Origin of the sequence: Wolbachia endosymbiont (group B) of Camptogramma bilineatum (assembly GCF_947251825.1) — a bacterium.
GTDB lineage: Bacteria > Pseudomonadota > Alphaproteobacteria > Rickettsiales > Anaplasmataceae > Wolbachia.
In genome coordinates, this window is the sequence record NZ_OX366391.1 from 989973 (window position 1) to 1011362 (window position 21390).

At 34.3% G+C, this 21390-nt stretch carries 20 protein-coding genes and 1 pseudogene; 13 read left to right on the forward strand and 8 right to left on the reverse strand.

Annotated elements, in window-relative coordinates; translation table 11 throughout:
* The 3 genes from lpdA to OPR44_RS05045 form a co-directional block, all read right to left on the reverse strand.
* Complete coding sequence (gene lpdA / locus OPR44_RS05035) at positions 1-1371, reverse strand: dihydrolipoyl dehydrogenase (RefSeq protein ID WP_264377766.1); 1371 nt, start codon at positions 1369-1371, stop codon at positions 1-3.
* Positions 1364-2473, reverse strand: a complete 1110-nt coding sequence (locus OPR44_RS05040; RefSeq protein WP_265014587.1) for an outer membrane protein assembly factor BamB family protein — start codon at positions 2471-2473, stop codon at positions 1364-1366. The genes lpdA and OPR44_RS05040 overlap by 8 nt, the downstream gene beginning before the upstream one ends.
* A gap of 84 nt (positions 2474-2557) precedes the next feature.
* Positions 2558-2734: a hypothetical protein gene (locus OPR44_RS05045; RefSeq protein ID WP_160141980.1), complete on the reverse strand. Its 177-nt coding sequence runs from the start codon at positions 2732-2734 to the stop codon at positions 2558-2560.
* A gap of 62 nt (positions 2735-2796) precedes the next feature.
* On the opposite strand from OPR44_RS05045, the gene OPR44_RS05055 reads away from it, so the two are divergent.
* Entirely contained in the window at positions 2797-4089 is a 1293-nt protein-coding gene (locus OPR44_RS05055; protein WP_458694748.1) for a cbb3-type cytochrome c oxidase subunit I, read from the forward strand.
* A gap of 117 nt (positions 4090-4206) precedes the next feature.
* Here OPR44_RS05055 and OPR44_RS05060 read toward each other — a convergent pair whose 3' ends face one another.
* The 3 genes and pseudogenes from OPR44_RS05060 to tnpA all read right to left on the reverse strand — a co-directional run bounded on the left by OPR44_RS05060 (position 4207) and on the right by tnpA (position 5399).
* Entirely contained in the window at positions 4207-4368 is a 162-nt protein-coding gene (locus OPR44_RS05060; protein WP_252153947.1) for a hypothetical protein, read from the reverse strand.
* Positions 4369-4636: 268 nt separating this feature from the next.
* Complete coding sequence (locus OPR44_RS05065; RefSeq protein ID WP_265014588.1) at positions 4637-4864, reverse strand: hypothetical protein; 228 nt, start codon at positions 4862-4864, stop codon at positions 4637-4639.
* Positions 4865-4973: 109 nt separating this feature from the next.
* A pseudogene (gene tnpA / locus OPR44_RS08865) lies at positions 4974-5399 on the reverse strand (IS200/IS605 family transposase).
* A 132-nt stretch (positions 5400-5531) separates the two neighbouring features.
* Here tnpA and OPR44_RS05075 point away from each other — a divergent pair.
* The 12 genes from OPR44_RS05075 (at position 5532) to OPR44_RS05130 (ending at position 19081) form a co-directional block, all read left to right on the forward strand.
* Complete coding sequence (locus tag OPR44_RS05075) at positions 5532-8096, forward strand: valine--tRNA ligase (protein ID WP_265014589.1); 2565 nt, start codon at positions 5532-5534, stop codon at positions 8094-8096.
* A gap of 41 nt (positions 8097-8137) precedes the next feature.
* On the forward strand, positions 8138-8608 hold the full coding sequence (locus OPR44_RS05080) for a hypothetical protein (protein WP_265014590.1): 471 nt from the start codon (positions 8138-8140) through the stop codon (positions 8606-8608).
* On the forward strand, positions 8578-10227 hold the full coding sequence (locus tag OPR44_RS05085; RefSeq protein WP_265014591.1) for a coiled-coil domain-containing protein: 1650 nt from the start codon (positions 8578-8580) through the stop codon (positions 10225-10227). The genes OPR44_RS05080 and OPR44_RS05085 overlap by 31 nt, the downstream gene beginning before the upstream one ends.
* Positions 10228-10364: 137 nt before the next feature.
* Positions 10365-11531, forward strand: coding sequence for a hypothetical protein (locus tag OPR44_RS05090; protein WP_406829264.1), 1167 nt, complete (start codon positions 10365-10367; stop codon positions 11529-11531).
* Between the two features lie 43 nt (positions 11532-11574).
* Entirely contained in the window at positions 11575-12255 is a 681-nt protein-coding gene (gene pyrF, locus OPR44_RS05095; protein ID WP_265014593.1) for an orotidine-5'-phosphate decarboxylase, read from the forward strand.
* An 819-nt stretch (positions 12256-13074) separates the two neighbouring features.
* Complete coding sequence (locus tag OPR44_RS05100; RefSeq protein ID WP_265014594.1) at positions 13075-14238, forward strand: phage major capsid protein; 1164 nt, start codon at positions 13075-13077, stop codon at positions 14236-14238.
* Between the two features lie 74 nt (positions 14239-14312).
* A complete protein-coding gene (locus OPR44_RS05105; protein ID WP_265014595.1) occupies positions 14313-14999 on the forward strand; it encodes a hypothetical protein in 687 nt (228 codons plus the stop codon).
* A gap of 132 nt (positions 15000-15131) precedes the next feature.
* Positions 15132-15959, forward strand: coding sequence for a hypothetical protein (locus tag OPR44_RS05110; RefSeq protein ID WP_265014596.1), 828 nt, complete (start codon positions 15132-15134; stop codon positions 15957-15959).
* A 127-nt stretch (positions 15960-16086) separates the two neighbouring features.
* Positions 16087-16284 (forward strand): hypothetical protein, encoded by a 198-nt coding sequence (locus OPR44_RS05115; RefSeq protein ID WP_265014597.1) that lies wholly within the window; start codon positions 16087-16089, stop codon positions 16282-16284.
* A gap of 405 nt (positions 16285-16689) precedes the next feature.
* On the forward strand, positions 16690-17484 hold the full coding sequence (dapB, locus tag OPR44_RS05120) for a 4-hydroxy-tetrahydrodipicolinate reductase (protein ID WP_264374698.1): 795 nt from the start codon (positions 16690-16692) through the stop codon (positions 17482-17484).
* Positions 17481-18239, forward strand: coding sequence for a phosphate ABC transporter ATP-binding protein PstB (pstB, locus tag OPR44_RS05125; protein ID WP_265014598.1), 759 nt, complete (start codon positions 17481-17483; stop codon positions 18237-18239). The genes dapB and pstB overlap by 4 nt, the downstream gene beginning before the upstream one ends.
* A 68-nt stretch (positions 18240-18307) precedes the next feature.
* Entirely contained in the window at positions 18308-19081 is a 774-nt protein-coding gene (locus OPR44_RS05130; protein WP_264374697.1) for an ankyrin repeat domain-containing protein, read from the forward strand.
* A 267-nt stretch (positions 19082-19348) separates the two neighbouring features.
* Here the strand turns inward: OPR44_RS05130 and dxr are convergent, their stop codons facing one another.
* Positions 19349-20524 (reverse strand): 1-deoxy-D-xylulose-5-phosphate reductoisomerase, encoded by a 1176-nt coding sequence (gene dxr / locus OPR44_RS05135; RefSeq protein WP_264374696.1) that lies wholly within the window; start codon positions 20522-20524, stop codon positions 19349-19351.
* Positions 20525-20551: 27 nt separating this feature from the next.
* On the reverse strand, positions 20552-21046 hold the full coding sequence (locus OPR44_RS05140; protein ID WP_010406678.1) for a hypothetical protein: 495 nt from the start codon (positions 21044-21046) through the stop codon (positions 20552-20554).
* Positions 21047-21390 lie beyond the last annotated feature (344 nt).

Below are 21390 nucleotides of genomic sequence, written 5' to 3' on the forward strand. Positions count from 1 at the left end.
TTACTTTTTAAAGAAAGCATCGATGCACGCATCCCTAAAGGCTTCATTTATATCAGGATGAGAGTGACAAATTCTGTATATATCCTCTGCTGCTGCACCATATGCCATTGCAACCGCTGCTTCATTGATTAGCGTATCAGCGTATGCTCCTATGATATGTACACCGAGTATTGTATCTGCTTTGCTACAAGTCAGAACTTTCACGAATCCCTCAGCATCGTCAGTGACTTTTGCTCTACCATTTGCAGCAAATTGACATTTACCAACTTTATACTTTCGACCAACACTTTTCAGTTCATCTTCGGTTTTACCGATTGAAGAAACTGCAGGGTGGGTGTAAATGACTGACGGTATGATTTCATAATCAACGTGAGGTAATTGTCCTGCTATTATTTCCGCAACTGCAACTCCCTCTTCCTCTGCTTTATGAGCAAGCATTGCTCCACCAATCACATCACCAATAGCAAATATTCCTTTCACATTAGTTTCATATCTGTTGTTAACTTGAACGAAACCACGACTGTCTTTCTCTATTTTTTCAAGACCCTCAGTGCATGGTTTGCGTCCTACTGCAACCAGCACCTTATCTGCCTCTATAATGTTTGTTTGGTTGTCTTGAGCAGAGCAAACTTCCACACTCAAAGAATTACTACTTTGTTTTATCTCCTCAACTTTAGTGCTAAGTAAAAATTTTATTCCTTGTTTTTGTAGACTAGAAAGTAGAGACTTACTTAATTCTCCATCCATTGCTGCAGCGATTCTGTCAAAAAATTCTACTACAGTGACTTCAGACCCTAGCCTCCTCCATACAGAAGACATTTCAAGCCCTATTGCCCCGGCTCCGATTACGACAAGTTTTTTTGGTACTTCAGTTAAAGATAATGCACCAGTAGACGAAATAATGTCTTTCTCATCAATATTAATTCCTGGCAGAGAGCTAACATCAGAACCAGTTGCAATTACTATATTTTTTGCCTTCAGCACCTTACCTTCAACTGAAACTTCAAGATTACCTTGGTCAAAAGAAGCAAGCCCATTGATTTTAGTGATTTTGTGAAGGTTAAACAGATATTCTATGCCTTTTCCAAGTTCCTGAACCCTAGCGTCTTTATAGCCTATCATTTCTCTCAAATCGAGACTTACATCCTTAACTTTTATTCCAAGTTTTGATAGATTATTTTTCGCGCTAGCATAATGATAAGAGGAATGGAGTAATGCTTTTGATGGTATACACCCAACTCGCAAACACGTGCCACCAAAAATGCTATTTTTGTCTATACAAGCAACTTTGAGTTCGAGTTTTGCAGCAGCGATAGCGCATTTGTAACCACCTGGACCACCACCTATAATAATCAAATCATAATCAGTCATAAAAAACAAACCTATTTTCTAAAGAATAAACACCATTTCCTTCAGTCGTTATATACATCTTACCATGGGTAAATACTGGAGCATGAAACACATTACCGGGTATTTTAATTACCCTTCCTGTACTTTCAGATCCAGGAAAAGCAAATATTGAACCTTTATTACTTGTTACCCAAAGCGTATGGGCATACATAATTGGAACAAACAATTGCACATTCTCTATAAAATCAGATGTCCAAACTGTTTTTCCACTTTGTATGTCGATGCCAATTACCTTATTACCTTTAGTCACCATGAAAATTCTTCCGCCTTCTTTTTGTTTCTCTGCAGGAATAAGAGGGCTATAATATGACTCAATGTTTGATATACTTTTTACTTGTAGTGGCCTTGACCATAAAATATTTCCTGAGTTTACGTCAATGCTATAAATATAAGAGTTGCTCGTAGCTATTAAGATATTATCGTGTACTCTAGGTGTAGTAGTTACATCTGTAAGCTGTGTGTCTAAAAGATTTGTAGCTAATTTTTGGCTCCATAGTTTTTTACCTTCTTCATTAAAAGCTATTAACTCGCCATTTGAAAATGGTGCCATTATTTTATCATTAGAGACTGCTGGTGAGATAGAATATAAACCTCGAACCTCATTTATACCATTTTGATAAGCCCAAATGGGGCTGCCATCTTTTATATCAAATACATGTAGATAGTTATCAATAGTCAATACTACCAACTTATTGTTTATTACTATTGCTTTCCCTCTTGCCGGAGCTCTTAATTCTTTTTCCCATTGAATCTCCCCTGTTTTCGCATCTATTGTGTGTAGAATGTTATCCACTACAAAGAAAACATTTTCTTTGTAGCTCGATAAACTCATATTACCAATTTTTTTCCTACTTAAGAGGTATAATTTCCAATTTATAACTCTTGGGTTATCGATATCAAAGGAATATAAGGTACCGTGCTTGTCTGGTAAAATAACGCTATTTTCTGTAAGTATTGGAGCTACATATCCTTGAGATAATTTTTTATCTACTAAACTTATTCGTTCGCTTGCCATTGTATAGTTACTATACAATAACATTATCATGACAATTATTATTTTCATAATTTAGTAAAAACAAGATTCATTAATATACATACTAGAAACGTAAATCACAACGAAAATGTTCTTAATTGTGGATCAAAAGCATTAACGTAATGTCATGCCATTATGTAAAGATTCTCTTACTGTAATAATTTTTATCAAGTATTGATTAAAACACATTTCGATAGCCCAGACTAACGCTGTCAGTAATATCACCATAATATGAAATGGAAATGGACGCAGCATTTTCACGATGAAAGATATTGTTGTAATGTCATTCATTTAAACTATGCATATCAATTTGAAAAATGTACATTGTCTTATGCTATAGTACCTAAAAGTAAATGCTCAACATACAAAATAACGCTTCACTTTGCAGGCAATGGATATTCTTGGCAGTACTTGCTCTTGCTTGTTCTGGACTGCTGTCAATAATTGTTATTTTTCTACGATTGCCTTTTATTTCTTCTCTCATTCCTTCTGCACAATATATCTTTGATAATGCACTGGTGATACACGTAAATTTGTCAATTTTGGTATGGATGTGCTCTATAATATCTCTGCTCTTCATCATAAACTTAAAAAACACCAATCATTGGTTTAACTTCTCATGGACTCTCTCAATCCTTTCCATGCTGCTAATGTTTATATCTGCATTTGTTCCAAATACTGAAGTTATCAAAAGTAACTATATACCTGTATTACAAAACAAATTATTTTTACTTGGACTCAGTCTTTTCATTACCAGCATATTGATAAATACAGCTCTAGCCTACATATCAAATAAACAAGACTCATATCTTTCAATCGGACAAATTGGCCTGGTCATTATACTTGTGTCATCATTTCTTTGTGTTGTTTTAGCACATAAAAATATGCCTCCAGGTCTATATCACTCAGACAAGAATTTATTTTATGAATATCTCTTTTGGGGAGGCGGACATTTACTGCAGTTTGCCTTTGCTCAAGCAATGTTTTTAGTTTATTTGATCATACTGAATGCTCGCTATATTAGTCTAAATAAAATTACCATTTTACCACTATTTATAAACACAGTTTTGACCGTAGGTGCGCCGTTTATATACTTTATTTATTCGGCGGATAGTGCTGAATTGATACAGTTTTTTACCTGGTATATGAGAATTGCTGGAGCAGTTCTGCCGTGCTTTTTAACAATATTAGTGTATTGCAACATAAAAACTCTGCTCAATGATAAGGGCAATTATCTTCTTCACTCGTTTGTATTGTTCATTTATGGAGGTGTGCTTGGAGTGCTAACTATTGAAGGAAATGTCACTATTCCTGCGCATTATCATGGTTCTGTAGTTGGTATTACTATAGCTTTTATGAATTTTGTCTACTGGCTGTTACCAAAATTGGGCTGTAAAGAAATAAAAAGCTCCATAGTAAGATTACAGATTTATGCATATAGCTTGGGACATTTTCTCCACATTACTGGACTTGTTTGGCTTGGTGGATATGGTGCCTTAAGAAAAGTTGCAGATCTGCCAAGTATTTCATCAATGTTGGCACGTGCTTGTTTTATTACGGGTGGAGCTATATCAGTTATTGGTGGAATGTTATTCGTAATAATTGTGATTTTACATCTTCTTAAAGGCAAGGCTCGTACCAACTAACCCACAGAAACAAAACTAAAAATTTTAGTGTAAAATTACTATATTTACTTTGTACTATGGCTCAAACAACCTGCTTCAAATTTGGAAAGGCAGTGAAATGAAAAAAACTATATCAAGCTACACTGAATTCTTATTTGCCACTCCTTGTGGTTCTTGTGTTCCATTTACTTGAGAGCTAGGTTTCATTATTAAATCACCAGCTAAGAATGCAGATACTGTTGCTATAACAACGATTAACCACATGTCCAATTTAGTTGTATGTTCAAGTGTAATATACACTACTAACCCAACAGCAAGACCAGTACTAGCAGTAGCGATGTATGTTGCTTTTTCTTTTAGTTGTTTATTTGCTTCATTTTTGACTTCTAATATTTTCTTTTCTTGCTGTGAATGCTGGATTTGAGTATTTAGTTTATTTTTTTTAGCTTTTAATTCTATATTTTCGTTCTGAGCTGTCTTCCTTGCATATTCTAAGGATCTATTTAACCCTTTAGCTCTATCCTTTTTAGTTTGTAAGTCTTTATTTTCCGCCTCTAGCTGCTCAAGTTTATTTATTTATTTTTTGTTTCATTTCACTTTTTATTTCATTTTTTAATTCATTTCTTATTTTATCTTTCAATGTAGCTATTGCATCTTCTGAGCTTTTTTTAACTTCTAGTTCCAACACGTCCTCAAGCAATTCTGCTAGTTTTATTTTTTCGTTGGAGGGCAGATAGTATGGATCATATAGAGCATTAACAAGATCTTGTAAATCAGAAAATTTAAAATCAGGCATAATAAACCTCAATACTAAAAATTTATCGTGTAATACATAAAAAACTAAAATCAAGAAATTTTGTATTATAAACTCAACAACCATCACCTACAAGGTGAAGGGTTAAATTTTAATCAATTTGAAATTGATCATTGTCATGAAGTGGCTCGCCTTCCTGGATAGATATGTACTCTTGTATAACCTCGTCTGTCAGAACTTACGGCTCAATATCCACGTGCCCAAAGGTGCCTGCCCCAAAATTGCTTACTTAGACTTGCAAAATCTTGCATCAGCAACCTTGAACTTGTTCCTTTCAAAAGTTGTACAATTTTACTAACACTTTGCTGTGGTTTATATGATATAAACATATGAATATGATCTACTGCAACTTTGCCTGAGATAATTTGGATCTCATTTTCCATAGTAACCTGCCTTAGCAGCTCCCTAACTCTAACAGCAATTTGGCCTATTAGCACCCTTTTCGATATTTGGGAATCCATACCAAGTGTACTCTCATATCGTACTTAGAGTGTGCATTATACCCATAACGTCGCATACGCGACTATTGTAACTTGCCCTTCGCCTCAAGGCGGGACAATCCCCGAAGGGGGACACTAAAATGTCAGACATTAAAATTGCTGTATTTGCTCAATTGTGCTAACTTAAAGCTTAAAACTGAAAAATATTTATGTTAGAAGAAAAATACAGCTTTAGAGAAATTGAAAATAAATACAACATATTATGGGAAGGAAGTAAAGTTTATAAATGGAATGGTGAAGAGAATAACACTTTTACTATAGACACTCCTCCACCAACGATATCAGGAAAGCTGCATATCGGCCATATATTTAGCTATTGCCATACGGATTTTATTGCAAGGTTTCAACGCATGCTGGGAAAAGATGTGTTTTATCCAATTGGGTTTGATGATAATGGTCTTCCGACTGAAAGGTTAGTCGAGCAAACCTATAAAACCCGTGCAAAAGAAGTTGGCAGAGAAAAATTTATAGAGATGTGCCATGAAGTTATTGAGAAGTCAAAACAAGAATTCAAGGAATTGTTTAAATCAGTTGGCATTAGCTATGACTGGGATTTGGAATACCACACGATCAGCAAGGAAGCTGTGGCACTTTCTCAAATGTCATTCATTGATCTATATAATAAAGAGTATGCATACAGGAAAATGCAACCTATTCTTTGGGACCCAATCGATAAAACTGCAATTGCACAAGCAGAAATAGAGGATAAAGTCTTTGAGTCATTTTTGAACACGATAGTTTTTTCCACTAAAAAAAATGAGCAGATTCATATTGCAACTACGCGACCTGAGTTACTTCCTGCATGTGTTGCAGTTTTTTGTCATCCAGAAGATGCACGATATGCCCATCTGATTGGAAAAATAGCCGTAGTGCCAATTACAGAGGCAAAAGTTCCAATAATAGCTGATGATAAGGTCAAAATAGATAAAGGCACTGGGCTTGTTATGTGCTGTACATTCGGTGATGAGCTCGACATATATTGGCAGCAAAAGCATAATCTGCCGGTGACAATTATAATTGATCAGGATGGAAGGATAAACCTGCATGCAGTGTGTGATCAAAAATGGATCCCAGTGTCACGCACTGGGATGACAGGGGAGAAAGATGCCCAGTATCAAGCTACTCAGGTGACAGAGGAGACACATGCCAGCGTCATCCGAGTAGCTGACACTGGGATCCATGGACTAAAAGTTAAAGAAGCAAGAAAGAGGATCATTGAAATCCTCAGTGGAAAAGGACTTTTAATAGAAAGCAATAGCATTTCTCATTCTGTTAAATGTGCTGAAAGATCTGGTGCGCCGCTTGAAATATTACCTACTTATCAATGGTTTGTCAAGACTTTAGAGCAAAAAACTCAAGTATTAGATAAAGTGAGTAAATGTAATTGGCATCCAGAATCTATGCGTAAACGTATGGAGGTGTGGATAGAAGGGCTAAGTTGGGATTGGTGCATCTCAAGACAGCGTTATTTTGGTGTACCATTTCCAGTTTGGTATTCAAAACGTAAGGGAGAAGAAGGCAAAATCATTCTAGCTGAAGTAAAGGATTTACCTATCGATCCATTAAAAGGTTTGCCGAAAAGCTATAGCAGAGAAGAAGTTACTCCAGATCAAGATGTGATGGATACTTGGGCAACAAGTGCGATCACTCCTCAACTAAGTGCACTGGCAGTAAACAGTGAGCTCGGTTTACCAAGCCATCGGTATGATAAGATATTTCCTGCAGATCTGCGCAGCCAAAGCCATGAGATAATAAGAACTTGGGCTTTTTATACGATTTTGAAGGCACATTATCATGCAGATTCACTGCCGTGGGAAAATATCATGATTAGTGGTTGGTGTTTGGCTGACGATAAAAAAAAGATGAGTAAATCAAAAGGTAATATCATCACTCCTCATGTAATGCTTGAAACCTATGGAGCTGACGTAGTACGCTATTGGGCAGCAAACTCAAGACTTGGAGTTGACACAGTCTACTCTGAAAATATCTTCAAAATTGGCAAACGACTTGTTACGAAACTTTGGAATGCTAGCAAATTTGTTTCCATGTTTATGGAAAAACATCAAGCATTGAGCATAAATTCCATCAGTGAGACGATGGATAAGTGGATATTGTCCAAATTATATAAAGTGATAGAAAAAACGACGAACAACCTATTACAGTTTGAATACTGCGAAGCTTTGAGCGCAATAGAAGAATTTTTTTGGAAAGATTTTTGTGATAATTACTTAGAGTTAGTTAAAAAACGTGCATATGGAGATGCATTGGACAGCGAGGCAAACATGAGTGCGAAACAGAGTTTGGCATATGTACTAAATATTATTTTGCGGTTATTTGCACCATTTTTGCCATATATTACAGAGGAAATATATCATCAGTTGTATAGTTATAACTCTGTTCACAATAAAAGTAATTGGCCTAACAAGGAAGAACTTATCTATGATAAGTATTCTGAAGAAATGGGAGATAATTTCGTGCAGATATTAAACCTTGTGAGAAAAATAAAAGCAGATAATAACGTATCAGTTAAGCATCTTATACAAAAGTTGATGATAAAAGCGAGTGTAAAAGAGGATGAGTTAAATTATTCTGCTCAGCATGATTTGCAGTCAGTTTGCAATGCTGAAGTGATAGAATGGGTTGAGAGTACAGAAGCAGCGCTTATAACTGAGAATGGAAAATTTACTGTAAGTTTATTGATTGATGTAACTTAGCATTCGTATTACTATACTAATTATTTAGTTGTGAGGTAATAATGATTGGTAATTCATATAATAATAAAATTGAAGAACAAAAAGATGATTATCATGACTTCATTCAAAGGTTTTTGTTTTTGCTCGGTAAGATAAAAGAAAAGAATAAATCAATTCACACTGCTGTAGCTAGTTTTCACATATTATCTTTTTTAATAAAATACAATGCCAATTTAAATAAAGATGAAGTGTATAAAGCCGTTATCCAAGATTTCAATAATGTAAAGGAGGCGAGACTAGAGCTTCAAGATAAGGCTAAAAAAGTATTGAATGGGTATATTGAAAGTGGTGTTGAAACGGTGTCAATATATGGTAGTTGTGCAGAAGTTAAATTGGGAGCTAATAAAAACAAATTCAAAGTCAGTGAGTTTTTAATAGTAATTTCTGTCAAGATAATGGAATTTCATGATTTTCAACTCTGCATAGCAATGGAAAAAATGGAATGCACGGTTTTGTTTCTGAAGAAGGAATAAGGCACTATGTTGTAACTGATGGTGCATACGAAATGACTCTGAATTGGTGTGATGAGGACGGAAAAAAGTGCACTATTATAATTAATATTGATGCTAATGGTATAGAACTTATCGAGCGTAATCGTGTTACTGATGATCAATTGAAAGCAAATAAAGATGTAAAAATAGGTAACTTATTCTTGTATCAAATAAAATTTAGAAATAAGGAGAAAGGCAATCATAAATCATCTGAGATTGTGATAGAAAATAGTAATAGAAATATTAACATTCAAACAACTCAAGAAATTGAGCGTGGCATCAAAGAAGCTCAAATAGGTAGTACTAAAATGCAAGACAAAATTGCACAAGTTGTAGATGACAGCTTAAACGAAAGAATTAATAAATTGGAAAAAGAAAATACAAGATTGACTGAAGATAAAGAAACTATGTCAGAACAATTGCAGCAGAAAGTGAGAGAGATAGAGGAGTTAAATGGAAAGGTAAGGCAATTAAATGAGGTTTTGGCTGAAATAACACAAAAATTCGGGCAGCTAAGTGATTCGGTAGAGAGTGAATTTGAGGAGAAAAGAATAGAGAAGGAAAAGTTAAATAAGAAGTTAAGGGAAATGCAAGAAAAGATACAACAGTTAAGTAAAGAAAAGCAAAATTTGGAAGAATATGCTGAAGGTCGAGATGTCAGAGTAAAAAGACTAAAGGATCAAATAAGGAAATCAGAGTACGGACTGGCTGAATCAATGAATGAAAATAAAAGGTTAGAACAAGAACTGAATGATGCTCAAAAAAAGTTAAGTAATAAGGACAATGAAATCCAGAGATTAAAAAATCAATCACATGAATTAGAATCTAAAAAAGTAACAGAATTGATGACATGTTTAGAAAAGAAAGAGAAAAAAATAGCAGAGTTAGAAGCGCAGTTGCAAAAAGAAAGTTCTGAAACTTATGATTTAATACTTAAATCATCGGATTCAGAAGAAGAAAAAAGACGATTACAAGAAAAGTTAAATGAAAAAACTCAAGAAGTGATTAAACTAACTGTAGATTTAGAAGAACTAAGTAAGCAATCGGAAGAGAAAGAAACTAAATATTTCAGTAGGATTAAAGAGTTAGAAAAAATTCTTAATAAAGAAAGAAAAAACAGTGAAAAGTTGGAAAATTATAGCATCAATCTGGAGGAAGAAAGTCAAATTCAACATGAAAAGTACAAAGAGTTACTATTTGAGAAGCATTCTATAAAAGAAGAAATTTCAGATTTGAATGATCAATCTTCATTAGTTCATCAGAATCGTGTGAGCTTAGCACAAGATTTGGCAAAAAACATGATATATTTGTTCAAAGAGAATGTAAGAGAAGGAGATAAAGTGATTATATCGCAGGAAACTGTATTAGAGATTTTGAATAGATTGGAGGAATTAATCAAGAATGTTGGAGTCAGTGATCAAGAAATAAAAGGAGTAATTGAAGAAATATCTGTACAAACTAATGATAGCCTTCCTCCTTCAGATATAAGTAATGGAGATTTATCAGCACTACCAAATAAAGAGCTGGATGAAGCTTCATATTCAGAAGATTTTGGATATTCTAGTAGATGTTCTACTCCTAGATGTTCTACTCCTGTCTGATGCCACCTTGCATTTTGAGTTTAGTTAGAATATCAACTAAAGTTTATCACTGGTAAAATTGTGATAAGTGTTCTCCTCTACAGGTAAGACAATTTTAATCAATATATACAAGACTGCTGCAGTTTTGTGTATAGGTGATGAGCAATTTACTTAATAAATATAATACATTTTATTTTATAGCTAGTTCTCTGGCTACTCTCACGTTACTTACATATTTAGCGCTTATTAATGTACCTAGTTCTTTAATTCTCGCTTTAGCTGTATTATCTGTTTTGGCTTTTATGATTTTGTATAAAATAATTATTGACACTAGGAAAGTGGGAAAGGAATTTGCTCACAAAGAGCGTGAGTTGACTCAAGAAAAGCACAATTTATACGAGGAAGAAAGAAAATTTGGTCAAAAAATAGAAGCTGAGAGGAAATCTTTTCTTAAAGAAAAAAAATCTTTGGAGGAGAAATTAGAAGCAAAAATGATCCATATAATTGGAATAACAGACGAATTAGAAAAAGTAACGAAGGAGAAAGATGAGCTTGCTGCACAAGAAAAAGAACTACTCCATAAAATCTCATATTTGTGTAAACAGTTACAGGAAAAAGAAGCTAATCTAACTGAGAGGAAAAAACTTATAATCGAATTGAAAAGAAAAATAGACAATGATAAATATGAGGAATTATATAAGGAAGTAGAGAAATTATCTAAAGAAAAAGAGGAGTTATCTAAGGAAATAGACAAATTACGTAAAGAGAAACATATACTGTATATGAAAAAAGAAGAATTACATAAAAGAAAAGAAGAACTTTGTGTGAAATTAGATGAATTACAATGTGAATTTAAAGAAATTGATCAGAAAAATAAAAACTTATCTCAAGAGTTAAAAAGGAAATTTGAAGAGCTAGATAAAGCAGACGGTTTAATTAAAAATCAATCTTTTGAGTTAGACAGAATAAGACAAGATTGTAATAACGAAGTGAAAAATTTAAGAAATTCACTTTTAGAGCGAGACAGTCAAATAAAACAACTTCAATATGTGATAGATAAGATAGAAGAATCGATAAGAGAAAATGAAACAATTAAAGATTATAGCAAAAAAATAATATTAGGGGAGACTCAGAAAATAAAATTTATATTAGGGCAGCTTGTGCAATTCAAGCCAATGAAAGGTTCCAAAACATCGGAGGAAACGTCTGATTCTTTACAGGAAGATCTTGGATATGCCAGTCGTTCACCCACTCCGACCAGATTATCGTGTTCAGTGTCTGTACAAAGCATTGCAAGTGGACCAATCCCTGAATATGGATTGTAAAATGCAACAATTACTCTTATTATAAAAAAAATTATACAAGATAATGAACCCAATAATATGCGCACTGGATACACAAGATTTGAATGAAGCCATATCTTGGGCTAATGGTCTGCGTGATAAGGTTGGCATGGTAAAACTTGGGTTAGAATTTTTTGCTGCACATGGTCCTTCTGGAGTGAGAGAAGTTGCAAAATGCAATGTACCAATTTTTTTAGATCTAAAATTGTATGATATTCCAAACACTGTAGCTAGAACAGTTGAAGCAATAAAAGCTCTAGATGTTGAAATGCTAACATTGCATATCAGTGGTGGAACAAAAATGCTTAAAGAAGCACTAAGTATAGTGCAAGGAAAGAAAATAAAGCTAATTGGAGTAACAGTACTAACTAGTATGGGCAATGAAGATCTGAGTGAACTCGGAGTAGCAAGGGAAGGAAAATCACAGGTAATTTTGCTAGCAAAGCTTGCAAAAAAGATTGGACTACATGGAGTAGTTTGCTCTGCACTAGAAGCTCAAGAAGTGCGCCAAGAATGTGGTAAAGACTTTAAAATTATTACTCCAGGAATCCGTATGAATCGAGGTCATGATGATCAAAAAAGGACAGCAACACCAAAAGAAGCAATAAATTCAGGAGCTGATTATATCGTAATTGGCAGACCCATTACAGAGAGTAGCAATCCCGCAAGTAGTGCAGAGTTAATATTGAAATCCCTTACTGATTGAAGCAGGGCAGATAAGGTAGCATAGAGTAAAAGCAACAAACGGTATGTATCCGTTCAGCAGGGTGGCAAAACAAGGTAGACGAGAAAAGATAACTAAATGGGTGTCATCCCAGTGCTTGACCATTTTTCTTTTTTTTCTGGATTCCAGCGTCACGCGCTGGAATGACAGGGCTGTGAGTGTCATCGAAGTAGCCGATACAGGCCTTTTTCTTCTGTCATCCCAGTGCCCTGACACTGGGATCCAGTTAAATTTACAGGTATAAAAGTAATCAACGTTTCTGGTGATGATAGAAAAATGGATCCCAGCACAGGATACCATTTATTGTTTTGGCAAATTTGTACGGCTACGTACTTTATTTGCACATTCTCCTGAATAGATACTCAGTAAAAAAAAAGTGCTTGACACAAAAAAATGGATGCTGTATAGTACTGACAATTAAGTATAATACTTAGCGTGGTGTAATACTACACTGCTTTTTTTACTTCAACAAGTAATCATTATCATTTTTCTCTCGTTACCAAGCAGCTTACATTCATTTGTATCTACCATGAAGCCAATGCTAGAATCCAGAAAAAAGACCGGTGAATGGCAGGTACGAGCATTATACATATACAGTTGTATGAACGTTGTTTACCATGAGGGCGCCTCCCAGCACTGGGATCCATATTGTAAACAAGCGTTTGAGTTATACTAAGCTGCCATTCACCGGTCTTTTTTCTGAATGCAGTTTGCATGACAACAAAAAGGTACTGAGATTACTGATAAAGATTACCTTCAAACTACAATACTATTCTAATTTTATTTTTAAAGGAGGCTATTATGTCACTTACTGATATCGCTCACCGTGTTAATGAACTCGCTTCATCATGGGAGCAATTTAAATTAATAAATGATCGCAAACTAAAAGAAATCGAAAGCAAAGGACCTGAGCAGCTATGCAAGATAAATAGTAATATTGATAATTGCAAAGAGCGCTTAGATTTTATTGAAACTTCAGCTCAACGCCCAGAGATTAGCACAGATTTTAATACAGGTGATAAATATTTTTCTGATTATATTCGCAAAGGAATGGAAAGTAGGTTATCACACAAAACCCTAAGTGGAGATGACAATGATATTGGAGGGTATTTAGTTACTCCTCACATTGAAAAACGGATAAACAAGCGTATAGCTGATTCATCTCCAATGCGGCAAATATGTTCCAATCAAAGAATCTCTACTGAAACGCTGGATTATATTATAGAAGATTGTGACCGTGCTGGTGCAGGTTGGAGTGGTGAAACAGTAGAAGATGAAGATGGTGGCTATAAATCCAAGTATGATTTTGCAAAAGACACAAGTACACCTAAAATTCAAAAGATTTCCATCACAACTTACGAGCTCTATGCTCAGCCGCAAATATCACAAAAATTGCTCGATGATGCATTTGTCAATGTTGAAAATTGGCTTGTAGAAAAGGTTGCCGAAACTTTCAGTAAGAAGGAGAATGAAGCCTTTATTAAAGGTGATGGCACTTTTCAACCTAAAGGAATTTTAACTTACGAAAATGGAAATGGTCATAATAAGATAGAGCAAATTAAAGCTGATAAGCTAGACAGCGACGCCATAATGATATTGTACTACTCTCTAAATGAACATTACTCTAAAAATGCATCATTTTTGATGAACAGGAGTACGTTAAAGGACGTGAGGCTACTAAAATCTGAAACAGGTCAGTATCTTTGGCAGCCGAGTTTATCGCTTGAAACTCCAGATACTTTGATGGGAATACCGGTATATCAATCTGCTGATATGCCACCTACAATGATTGCAGTAGCGGATTTCAAACAAGCTTATAAGATCGTAGATAACAGAGGAATGAGAATATTGAGAGACCCTTATACAAACAAACCTTATGTTAGATTTTTTGTTACTAAGCGTGTCGGTGGGGAGGTTGTCAACACCAGTGCTATTAAATTATTGAAAATTGCAAGCAAGTACTAAAATTTTTATGAAATAGTTGACGTATTATACTTTTTATGTAATAATTAAATTATTATCAATTTAAGGAGTAAAATATGTTAGAAAAAATAAAAGAGTTTTTTAAGTCGATTGCAAAAAAAATTGCATCAGGCTGGAAGTGGTTGTTTGGTGGTAAATCAAGTAATGCTAAACAAAATTTATCATCAGATCAAGAAAAGTTTTCAAGCAATACATTAACAAAAACTTTGGATAATACAGTTAATCATGAAAAGCCAGTAGTTGCAGATTATCCAATCCATAGCAATGGTAATGACGGTCGAGCTGATATTACGCAATCTAAGGAACATGATAAACTACCTATTATTGCCAGTATTTCTGAAAACATATCTGGAACGCTGGAACTATTTGTAGATGTAGATAAAGAGCATACAAACAAAGCTTTTGATGATATAGATCTTAATTCCATTGAGACTTCTGATCATTTAAAAGTAAACAATTTATACGTCCAGTCCGAAGAAGGAAAAGTATTCCAAATTACTTGTGATAAACCTGAAGTTGTTAATAAAGATGGTGTGTTCTTGAATATAAAGTCAGTAGTTACGGATAATCAAACTGTGTCTAACGAATTGGTAGCAATGAAGAAGATCTTAGGTTTGAGTGAGAAAAAAGCAGTCATTAACGTAACTCAGATATCTAAAGATCCGATTATAGTTCCTCAATCAGAAATTGCTAGTTCTACAACAACACCAGCCGCTAGTAATGGTCTATGTGTTAGTGCATAATAATTGCTATAAACCCTTCAAAAGGAGCATCTTCTTTGGTGCTCTTTTTTCTTTATAAGTTTTCTCCACAGGGAAAATTGACAAATTAAACTTTATATATAATAATTAAATTATTAATTTAAGGAGTAAAGTATGTGGGAAAGTATAAAAAAATTTTTTAAGTGGATTGCTGATCGTACAGGAATTTCATGGATTGCAAGAAAAATTTCATCAGGTTGGAATTGGTTATTTAGCAGTAAAGCAAATACTGCTCAAGAAAATATATCACCAAAGAGACCTTCAGATGAGAATGTAAATAAAAGTCCAACTGTTAGCACCCCTATGCAAAATGAGACTGAAGAACCTGTATCTAAAACAGGTACAAACGTCGAGCCAGCAGAAAATTTTCCAGAAAAATCAAATGATGAGCCTAAAGGAGTAGGTTATATTGAACTTGATGAAGATAATCACTTATGGTTAGTTTTGGAAAAGGGTATAAAAGTTCAGGATTATCAAGGTAGTCAAAACGAGGTAGAACCCCTTTTTAATCTTCTTATATATCTAAGATGTGATAAAGAAGAATATTGCATTACTGGTGTTGGTAATTTTATCCATAATTGTTATGGTATATCTGTAAAATCAATAATAAAGAAGAATAGAGATGGTAATTATATCGATAACGATAAAATATTAGTTCAAGACAATATTGAGCATATGAAAAAAATGTTAGGATTGAAAGATGATGTAACAGAGATTAAAGTAGATAGTATATCTAATCAGCCGTTTGAAGGTACAGCGTTGGAGCAGCATAATCTTAATCCTACTACGTCACAACAAACGGTTAACAATAAGGAAGTGACTACTGAATCAGAGAAGCTTTATGATACAATAAATACACAACCAAGTCTAACAATTGGAGTACCATCAACAGAGAGACATTATGTCACTAATCCCAGTGTAAATGGAAACGGTTATTATTAAAACAAACCCTTCACAAAAGAGCACCTCCTTTGGTGCTCTTTTTTTTCTTTATATGTTCTCTATAAGAAAAGTTGACAGATTATGCTTTGTATATAATAATATAAATTATTAATTTAAGGAGTAAAATATGTTTAAAAAAATAAAAAACTTTTTTAAGTGGATTGCTGATCACATAGGAATTTTATGGATTGCAAGAAAAATTTCATCAGGCTGTAAGCGGCTGTTTGGTGGTAAAAAAAGTGAAACAAGTGTTGCGAAACAAAGCATATCACAGCAAGGACAATCTTCAGGTAAAACTACTATTGAAGAAAAAAACAAGAGTTAATAAATGCTTTTACTGCATCTCTTTCTAAGTTTAGAGAAGATTTATCTGATCTTACTCTGAGGAAGTGACTACTGAATCAGAGGAGTTTTATGATGCAGAAGTTACATAACCAAGTTCAACAACTCGAGCACTAGCAACAGAAAGACATTGTGTCTCTAATCCGAGTATAGTAGGAAACGGTTATTATTAAAACAAACCCTTCACAAAAGAGCACCTCCTTTGGTGCTCTTTTTTTCTTTATAAGTTTTCTCCATAGGAGAAAATTGACTAATTACAATTTTTCGTATCAATTTTCAATAGATTCATCGATGTATAGCTATAGTTTTATCAGTGTAAGGCTAAATATGCTAAGCTTATAAAGATGACAAAGCTTCAAAAAAAGCCTAACATAGTGGAAAAAGCTTTATGAAAATCAAAGTTGGAGTAATAGGCTGCTTAGGCAGAATGGGTAAGAAAATACTCAATGAATTAATTACGAATACCAAAGTGGAAATAGCAGGTGCTGTTGCTCGCTTGGGCAGTGAGTATATAGGCTTAGATATTGGGCCTATTGTAGGCAATAATTGCAATTTAGGAATCAAAGTTACAAGTTCCATTAATGAGGTATTTGAATCGTCCGATGTTGTAATAGATTTTACAACTAAAGAATGTATGCTAGAATGCCTTAAGGCGGCCGTAAAATTTAAAAAACCGCTAGTTAGTGGCACAACTGGAATAGAAGGTCTAAATTTAAAAGAATATGCTGCTAAAGTTCCAATATTATGGTCAGCAAATATGAGTGTTGGAGTTAATGTGTTGCTGAAATTGGTAAAAGAAGCTGCCAAGCTTTTAGGTAATGAGTATGACGTTGAAATTTGGGAAATGCATCACAATTTAAAAAAGGATTCACCATCTGGAACAGCTATAGAGTTTGGTAAAGCAGTTGCTAACGCTGCAAAAGTGGATTTTGAGCTCAATCAATATTCACATAATAATTCAAATATAAGAGGGAAAGGAGGAATAGGCTTTGCAGTATCTCGTGGAGGTGGAGTAATAGGAGATCACAGTGTCATGTTTGTCAATTCCGATGAACGAGTAGAATTAAATCACAAGGCAATTGATCGTACAACGTTTGCTAGAGGGGCGGTTCAAGCAGCAATATGGTTGTGCGAGAATAAACAGGAAATACCAGGACTTTATTCAATGCAGGATTTAGTATGAGCGATAAATACGCTTTCGTTAAAAATTTAAATCTTTGGTATGGCTCTAAACAAGTTTTATTCGATATAAATTTGAATATTTGCAAAAAGAAAGTCACAACTTTTATCGGACCTTCTGGGTGCGGTAAATCGACATTTTTGCGTTGTTTCAATCGTATGAATGATTACGTACCTGGATGTAGAGCGACTGGTGAACTGGTAATCGATGGGCTGGGTAATATATATTCACGTGATATGGATGTTGTATTGCTCAGAGCAAAAGTTGGTATGGTATTTCAAAAACCCAATCCTTTTCCAAAGTCAATATATGATAATGTTGCTTATGGGCCTAAATTGCATGGCATGGTAAAAAATAAGCAAAAATTGAATAAAATAGTAGAAAGTAGTTTAACTAAGGTTGGTTTATGGGAAGAGTTGAAAGATAGATTGCAAGATAGTGCACTAAATTTATCTGGTGGCCAGCAACAAAGATTATGCATTGCTCGTGCAATTGCAGTAAAGCCAACTATTTTATTAATGGATGAACCATGCTCTGCTCTTGATCCAATGGCAACCAATGCAATCGAAAATCTTATACAAGAATTGAAATTGAGGTTCACCATAATTATGGTAACTCATTCGATGAAGCAAGCTAAAAAATTATCTGACAGCATAGTTTTCTTTTGCAATGGCAAGATTGTTGAATTCGGAAGTACTCAAGAAATATTTAAAAATGCTCAATCTCCCTTAACGAAGGAGTATATTCTGGATCATTAGCTTAATAGTTGATATTTTAATTTTTTCTATGTATAATTTTATTAAGTTTGTTGTGATAGGGGGTTAAAATGTTTAGTACAAGTGAAGCAACAAAAAAGTTGTTTAAAGCTATTGAATTTCAAAATGCTAGTGGTGAAAGAATAACACCTGAGGAAGCTTGGAATCATTTTCAACAAGCATTGAAAGAAGGAGCGAATGTTAACGCTTTTGAGGATGGGATGACACCTTTGATGTGCATTGCTTCAGCTTTTGTTACTAGTAATAACGAGGAACATCAATATTTAGAGCTTATGGCTAAGTTGCTTGTAGAGCATAAAAAAATTGATGTAAATATTAAAAGCAAGCAAGCTGTTATTAAGAGAAAACCAAAGGAACATGATGGTTATCCAGTTTACGAATTTGAGGGGAGAGAAGTAGTAGATAAGGATATAAGGGGTTGTGTATACCTTGACAATTTACAACCTGTTAATGAAGGATTTATACCTCAAAATTATGCTCGTGCAGAGGAGGAAATTAAGACCGGCAAGAAGGAAAAAAATACAGCTCTACACATTGCTTGCAAGTTGGGAAATGTAAACATGATAGAAATATTACTTACACATCCAAATATCAAACCTAATATTAAAAACTATGAAAACAAAAGTCCAAGAAATTGTATTGCAGGACATGTCAAGAAAGCAATAGAACCAGAATTCCTAAAGATAGAAGCAGTCGCTCAAAAAAGGAAACAAACTAATTATGCTTGTGCTTTTTTGTTATCTGGAGTACTTGCTGTTGGTCTATGTTTCACAGTTTATAACCCAGTTCCGTTTGCTGCAACTTCGTTGCTTTTTTTGCAATAGGATGTGGTTGTCTGTATAGAGCAAATACAGTTCTTAACGATGTAAATTTCTCTCAGGTTGATTTCGAACATGCTAAGTGATTTATCTGTTCAGGTAAGGTGTAATTCCAGCACTTGATGCTGGTTTTCATTTAATCTCATTGAATTTAGCATAAGCTCAGTTTACTTGTAAATTTTTCTGGATCCCAGTGTCAGCTACTAGGATGACAGGAGTATAAAATGGGTCTACTTGACCATTTAGTTGTCTTTTCTCGTCTACCTTATTTTATCACTCTGCTGAACGGATACCTTTATTTTCAATAATTTTGTTAGCAATAATACGGCTTTCAAAATCGATACTTGTTATGTCAGATAGTGATTTAATATCAGAGTACTTGTCAAAATTTTCTATTGTTGATTTTACTACCTCTAATATTTCTAAGAAACCGATTCGTGATTTCAAAAATTCGTTAACAGCCATCTCATTTGCAGCATTGAAAACAATACTGTTTGTATGTGGAGAAGAAGAATTTAACACTTCCATACTGAGCTTTAGTGCAGGAAAACATTTGTGGTCTGGTTCTTGAAAGGTCAATTTTCCTTGCTTTGTTAAATCTAATTTATGATTTAAAGTTGATCTTTCTGGCCAAGATAAAGCATATGCAATGGGAATTTCCATATCAGTTTCTGCAAGCACAGCAAAGCTGAACCCATCTTGATAAACTACAACTCCGTGTACTATCGACTCAGGGTGCACTACTGCTTCAATTCTATTTGGACTAATATTAAACAAATGATGTGCTTCTATTATTTCTAGTGCTTTATTCATCATTGTTGCACTATCAACTGAGATTTTCTTTCCCATTTTCCAAGTAGGGTGACTTAGTGCCTGATTTACTGTGATATTTCTTAATTGTTCAAGGCTATAATTTAAAAATGGTCCACCAGAGGCAGTGAGTATAATCTTTTCTACACATTTATCATCGTTTTGCAAAACTTGAAAAATTGCGTTGTGTTCAGAGTCAATAGGGATTATTTGTACGCTCCTTTCTTTAGCTTTTTTAAGTAGTAACTTACCACCGCAAACAATACTCTCTTTGTTTGCTAGAGCAATAACTTTAGTACCGCTTTCTATAACCTTTATAACTGGATCAAGGCCTGCAATGCCAACTATTGCAATAACTGAGAGATCAACAGGTAGAGAAGCAACATTTGCTAGACCTGGAGCACCAACTTCTACTTTGACGTTTGTACCAAGTAGATCTTCTTTTAAATCTTTGTAGAACCTTTCATCAGAAATGGCAGCATATTTTGCATTAAGCAGTTTTGCTTGGTGTGCTAGTAGAGCAAAGTTAGAATTGGCACTTAGTGCTTCCACCTGATATTCTTCCTTTCTCTTTGAGAGCAAATCTACAGTCTTTTTTCCAATGCTTCCTGTTGATCCTAAAACTGAAACTTTTTTCACTAATTACAATAAAATCTTCTTAGTTATTTAGTAACCAAGCTCATGATCATCACCAACAGATGGTGAAGGACCAGGTGAAAAAGATTGGCCATGATGATCACCTGCATCATGCATATCATGCAAACCATCAGCACTTTGAGCTATTTCATTGTTAGAGTGGGGATAATCATCCGGATGATGCCCCTCATCACCGTAGTCCATACCCATTCCTTCTGATGGCATATCTTCTCCACCACCACCTGAAAAATATTCTGCAAGACTTTCAAGAAATTTTATGCCAAACATATTACCTGATTTCCCAAATAACGTTACTAGACTGCTACCACTCACCAAACCTTCGAATACATTATTATAAGCAGCAATTGCTCCTTCATGAAAGTTGAACATCCACTTCATTCCATCCACAATTGTTGCAACAGAGTCACTATGACCAAGACCGAAACCACTTTTCTCACTAGCGGCTTCCTGGTGTTGCTGCTGTGCCTGCCATTCTGCAATATTTGGACCTTGTGCTTCACTCATAAACTTTTATTCTAAGCCTTAAGCTATTATTTTACCAAAAACACTGTAAAATATCAATTGTTTAAGAGAGGTTATCATAAAAATAGCTAACACTAAGCTATTCTTATGATTCTGATTACTCTATACCAAAACATCGATGATGTGCTGTAGTAACAAAGTGATGACTTGAGGTTTAAGATAGCTTCTATTTCTTCTTAGAAGACTGCTCCTCTCTCTTTCCTTTTTATTTTATTATCTTAATACTAACTTACTCATAAATTATTGACAAGTACTAATAATTTAATCATTATTAATATAATATTAATAATAAGGAAGAAAAATGCTTACTAATAATAATAACACAC

Bases quoted from the DNA above. Each gene is read 5' to 3' on its own strand.
- OPR44_RS05045 (WP_160141980.1), bottom strand. From the start codon at position 2,734: ATGAATGACATTACAACAATATCTTTCATCGTGAAAATGCTGCGTCCA.
- OPR44_RS05075 (WP_265014589.1), top strand. From the start codon at position 5,532: ATGTTAGAAGAAAAATACAGCTTTAGAGAAATTGAAAATAAATACAAC.
- OPR44_RS05140 (WP_010406678.1), bottom strand. From the start codon at position 21,046: ATGAGTGAAGCACAAGGTCCAAATATTGCAGAATGGCAGGCACAGCAG.
- pyrF (WP_265014593.1), top strand. From the start codon at position 11,575: ATGAACCCAATAATATGCGCACTGGATACACAAGATTTGAATGAAGCC.
- pstB (WP_265014598.1), top strand. From the start codon at position 17,481: ATGAGCGATAAATACGCTTTCGTTAAAAATTTAAATCTTTGGTATGGC.
- OPR44_RS05085 (WP_265014591.1), top strand. From the start codon at position 8,578: ATGCACGGTTTTGTTTCTGAAGAAGGAATAAGGCACTATGTTGTAACT.
- OPR44_RS05080 (WP_265014590.1), top strand. From the start codon at position 8,138: ATGATTGGTAATTCATATAATAATAAAATTGAAGAACAAAAAGATGAT.
- OPR44_RS05040 (WP_265014587.1), bottom strand. From the start codon at position 2,473: ATGAAAATAATAATTGTCATGATAATGTTATTGTATAGTAACTATACA.
- dapB (WP_264374698.1), top strand. From the start codon at position 16,690: ATGAAAATCAAAGTTGGAGTAATAGGCTGCTTAGGCAGAATGGGTAAG.
- OPR44_RS05090 (WP_406829264.1), top strand. From the start codon at position 10,365: ATGAGCAATTTACTTAATAAATATAATACATTTTATTTTATAGCTAGT.
- OPR44_RS05115 (WP_265014597.1), top strand. From the start codon at position 16,087: ATGTTTAAAAAAATAAAAAACTTTTTTAAGTGGATTGCTGATCACATA.
- OPR44_RS05055 (WP_458694748.1), top strand. From the start codon at position 2,797: ATGCTCAACATACAAAATAACGCTTCACTTTGCAGGCAATGGATATTC.
- OPR44_RS05110 (WP_265014596.1), top strand. From the start codon at position 15,132: ATGTGGGAAAGTATAAAAAAATTTTTTAAGTGGATTGCTGATCGTACA.
- lpdA (WP_264377766.1), bottom strand. From the start codon at position 1,371: ATGACTGATTATGATTTGATTATTATAGGTGGTGGTCCAGGTGGTTAC.
- OPR44_RS05130 (WP_264374697.1), top strand. From the start codon at position 18,308: ATGTTTAGTACAAGTGAAGCAACAAAAAAGTTGTTTAAAGCTATTGAA.
- OPR44_RS05065 (WP_265014588.1), bottom strand. From the start codon at position 4,864: ATGCCTGATTTTAAATTTTCTGATTTACAAGATCTTGTTAATGCTCTA.
- OPR44_RS05100 (WP_265014594.1), top strand. From the start codon at position 13,075: ATGTCACTTACTGATATCGCTCACCGTGTTAATGAACTCGCTTCATCA.
- OPR44_RS05105 (WP_265014595.1), top strand. From the start codon at position 14,313: ATGTTAGAAAAAATAAAAGAGTTTTTTAAGTCGATTGCAAAAAAAATT.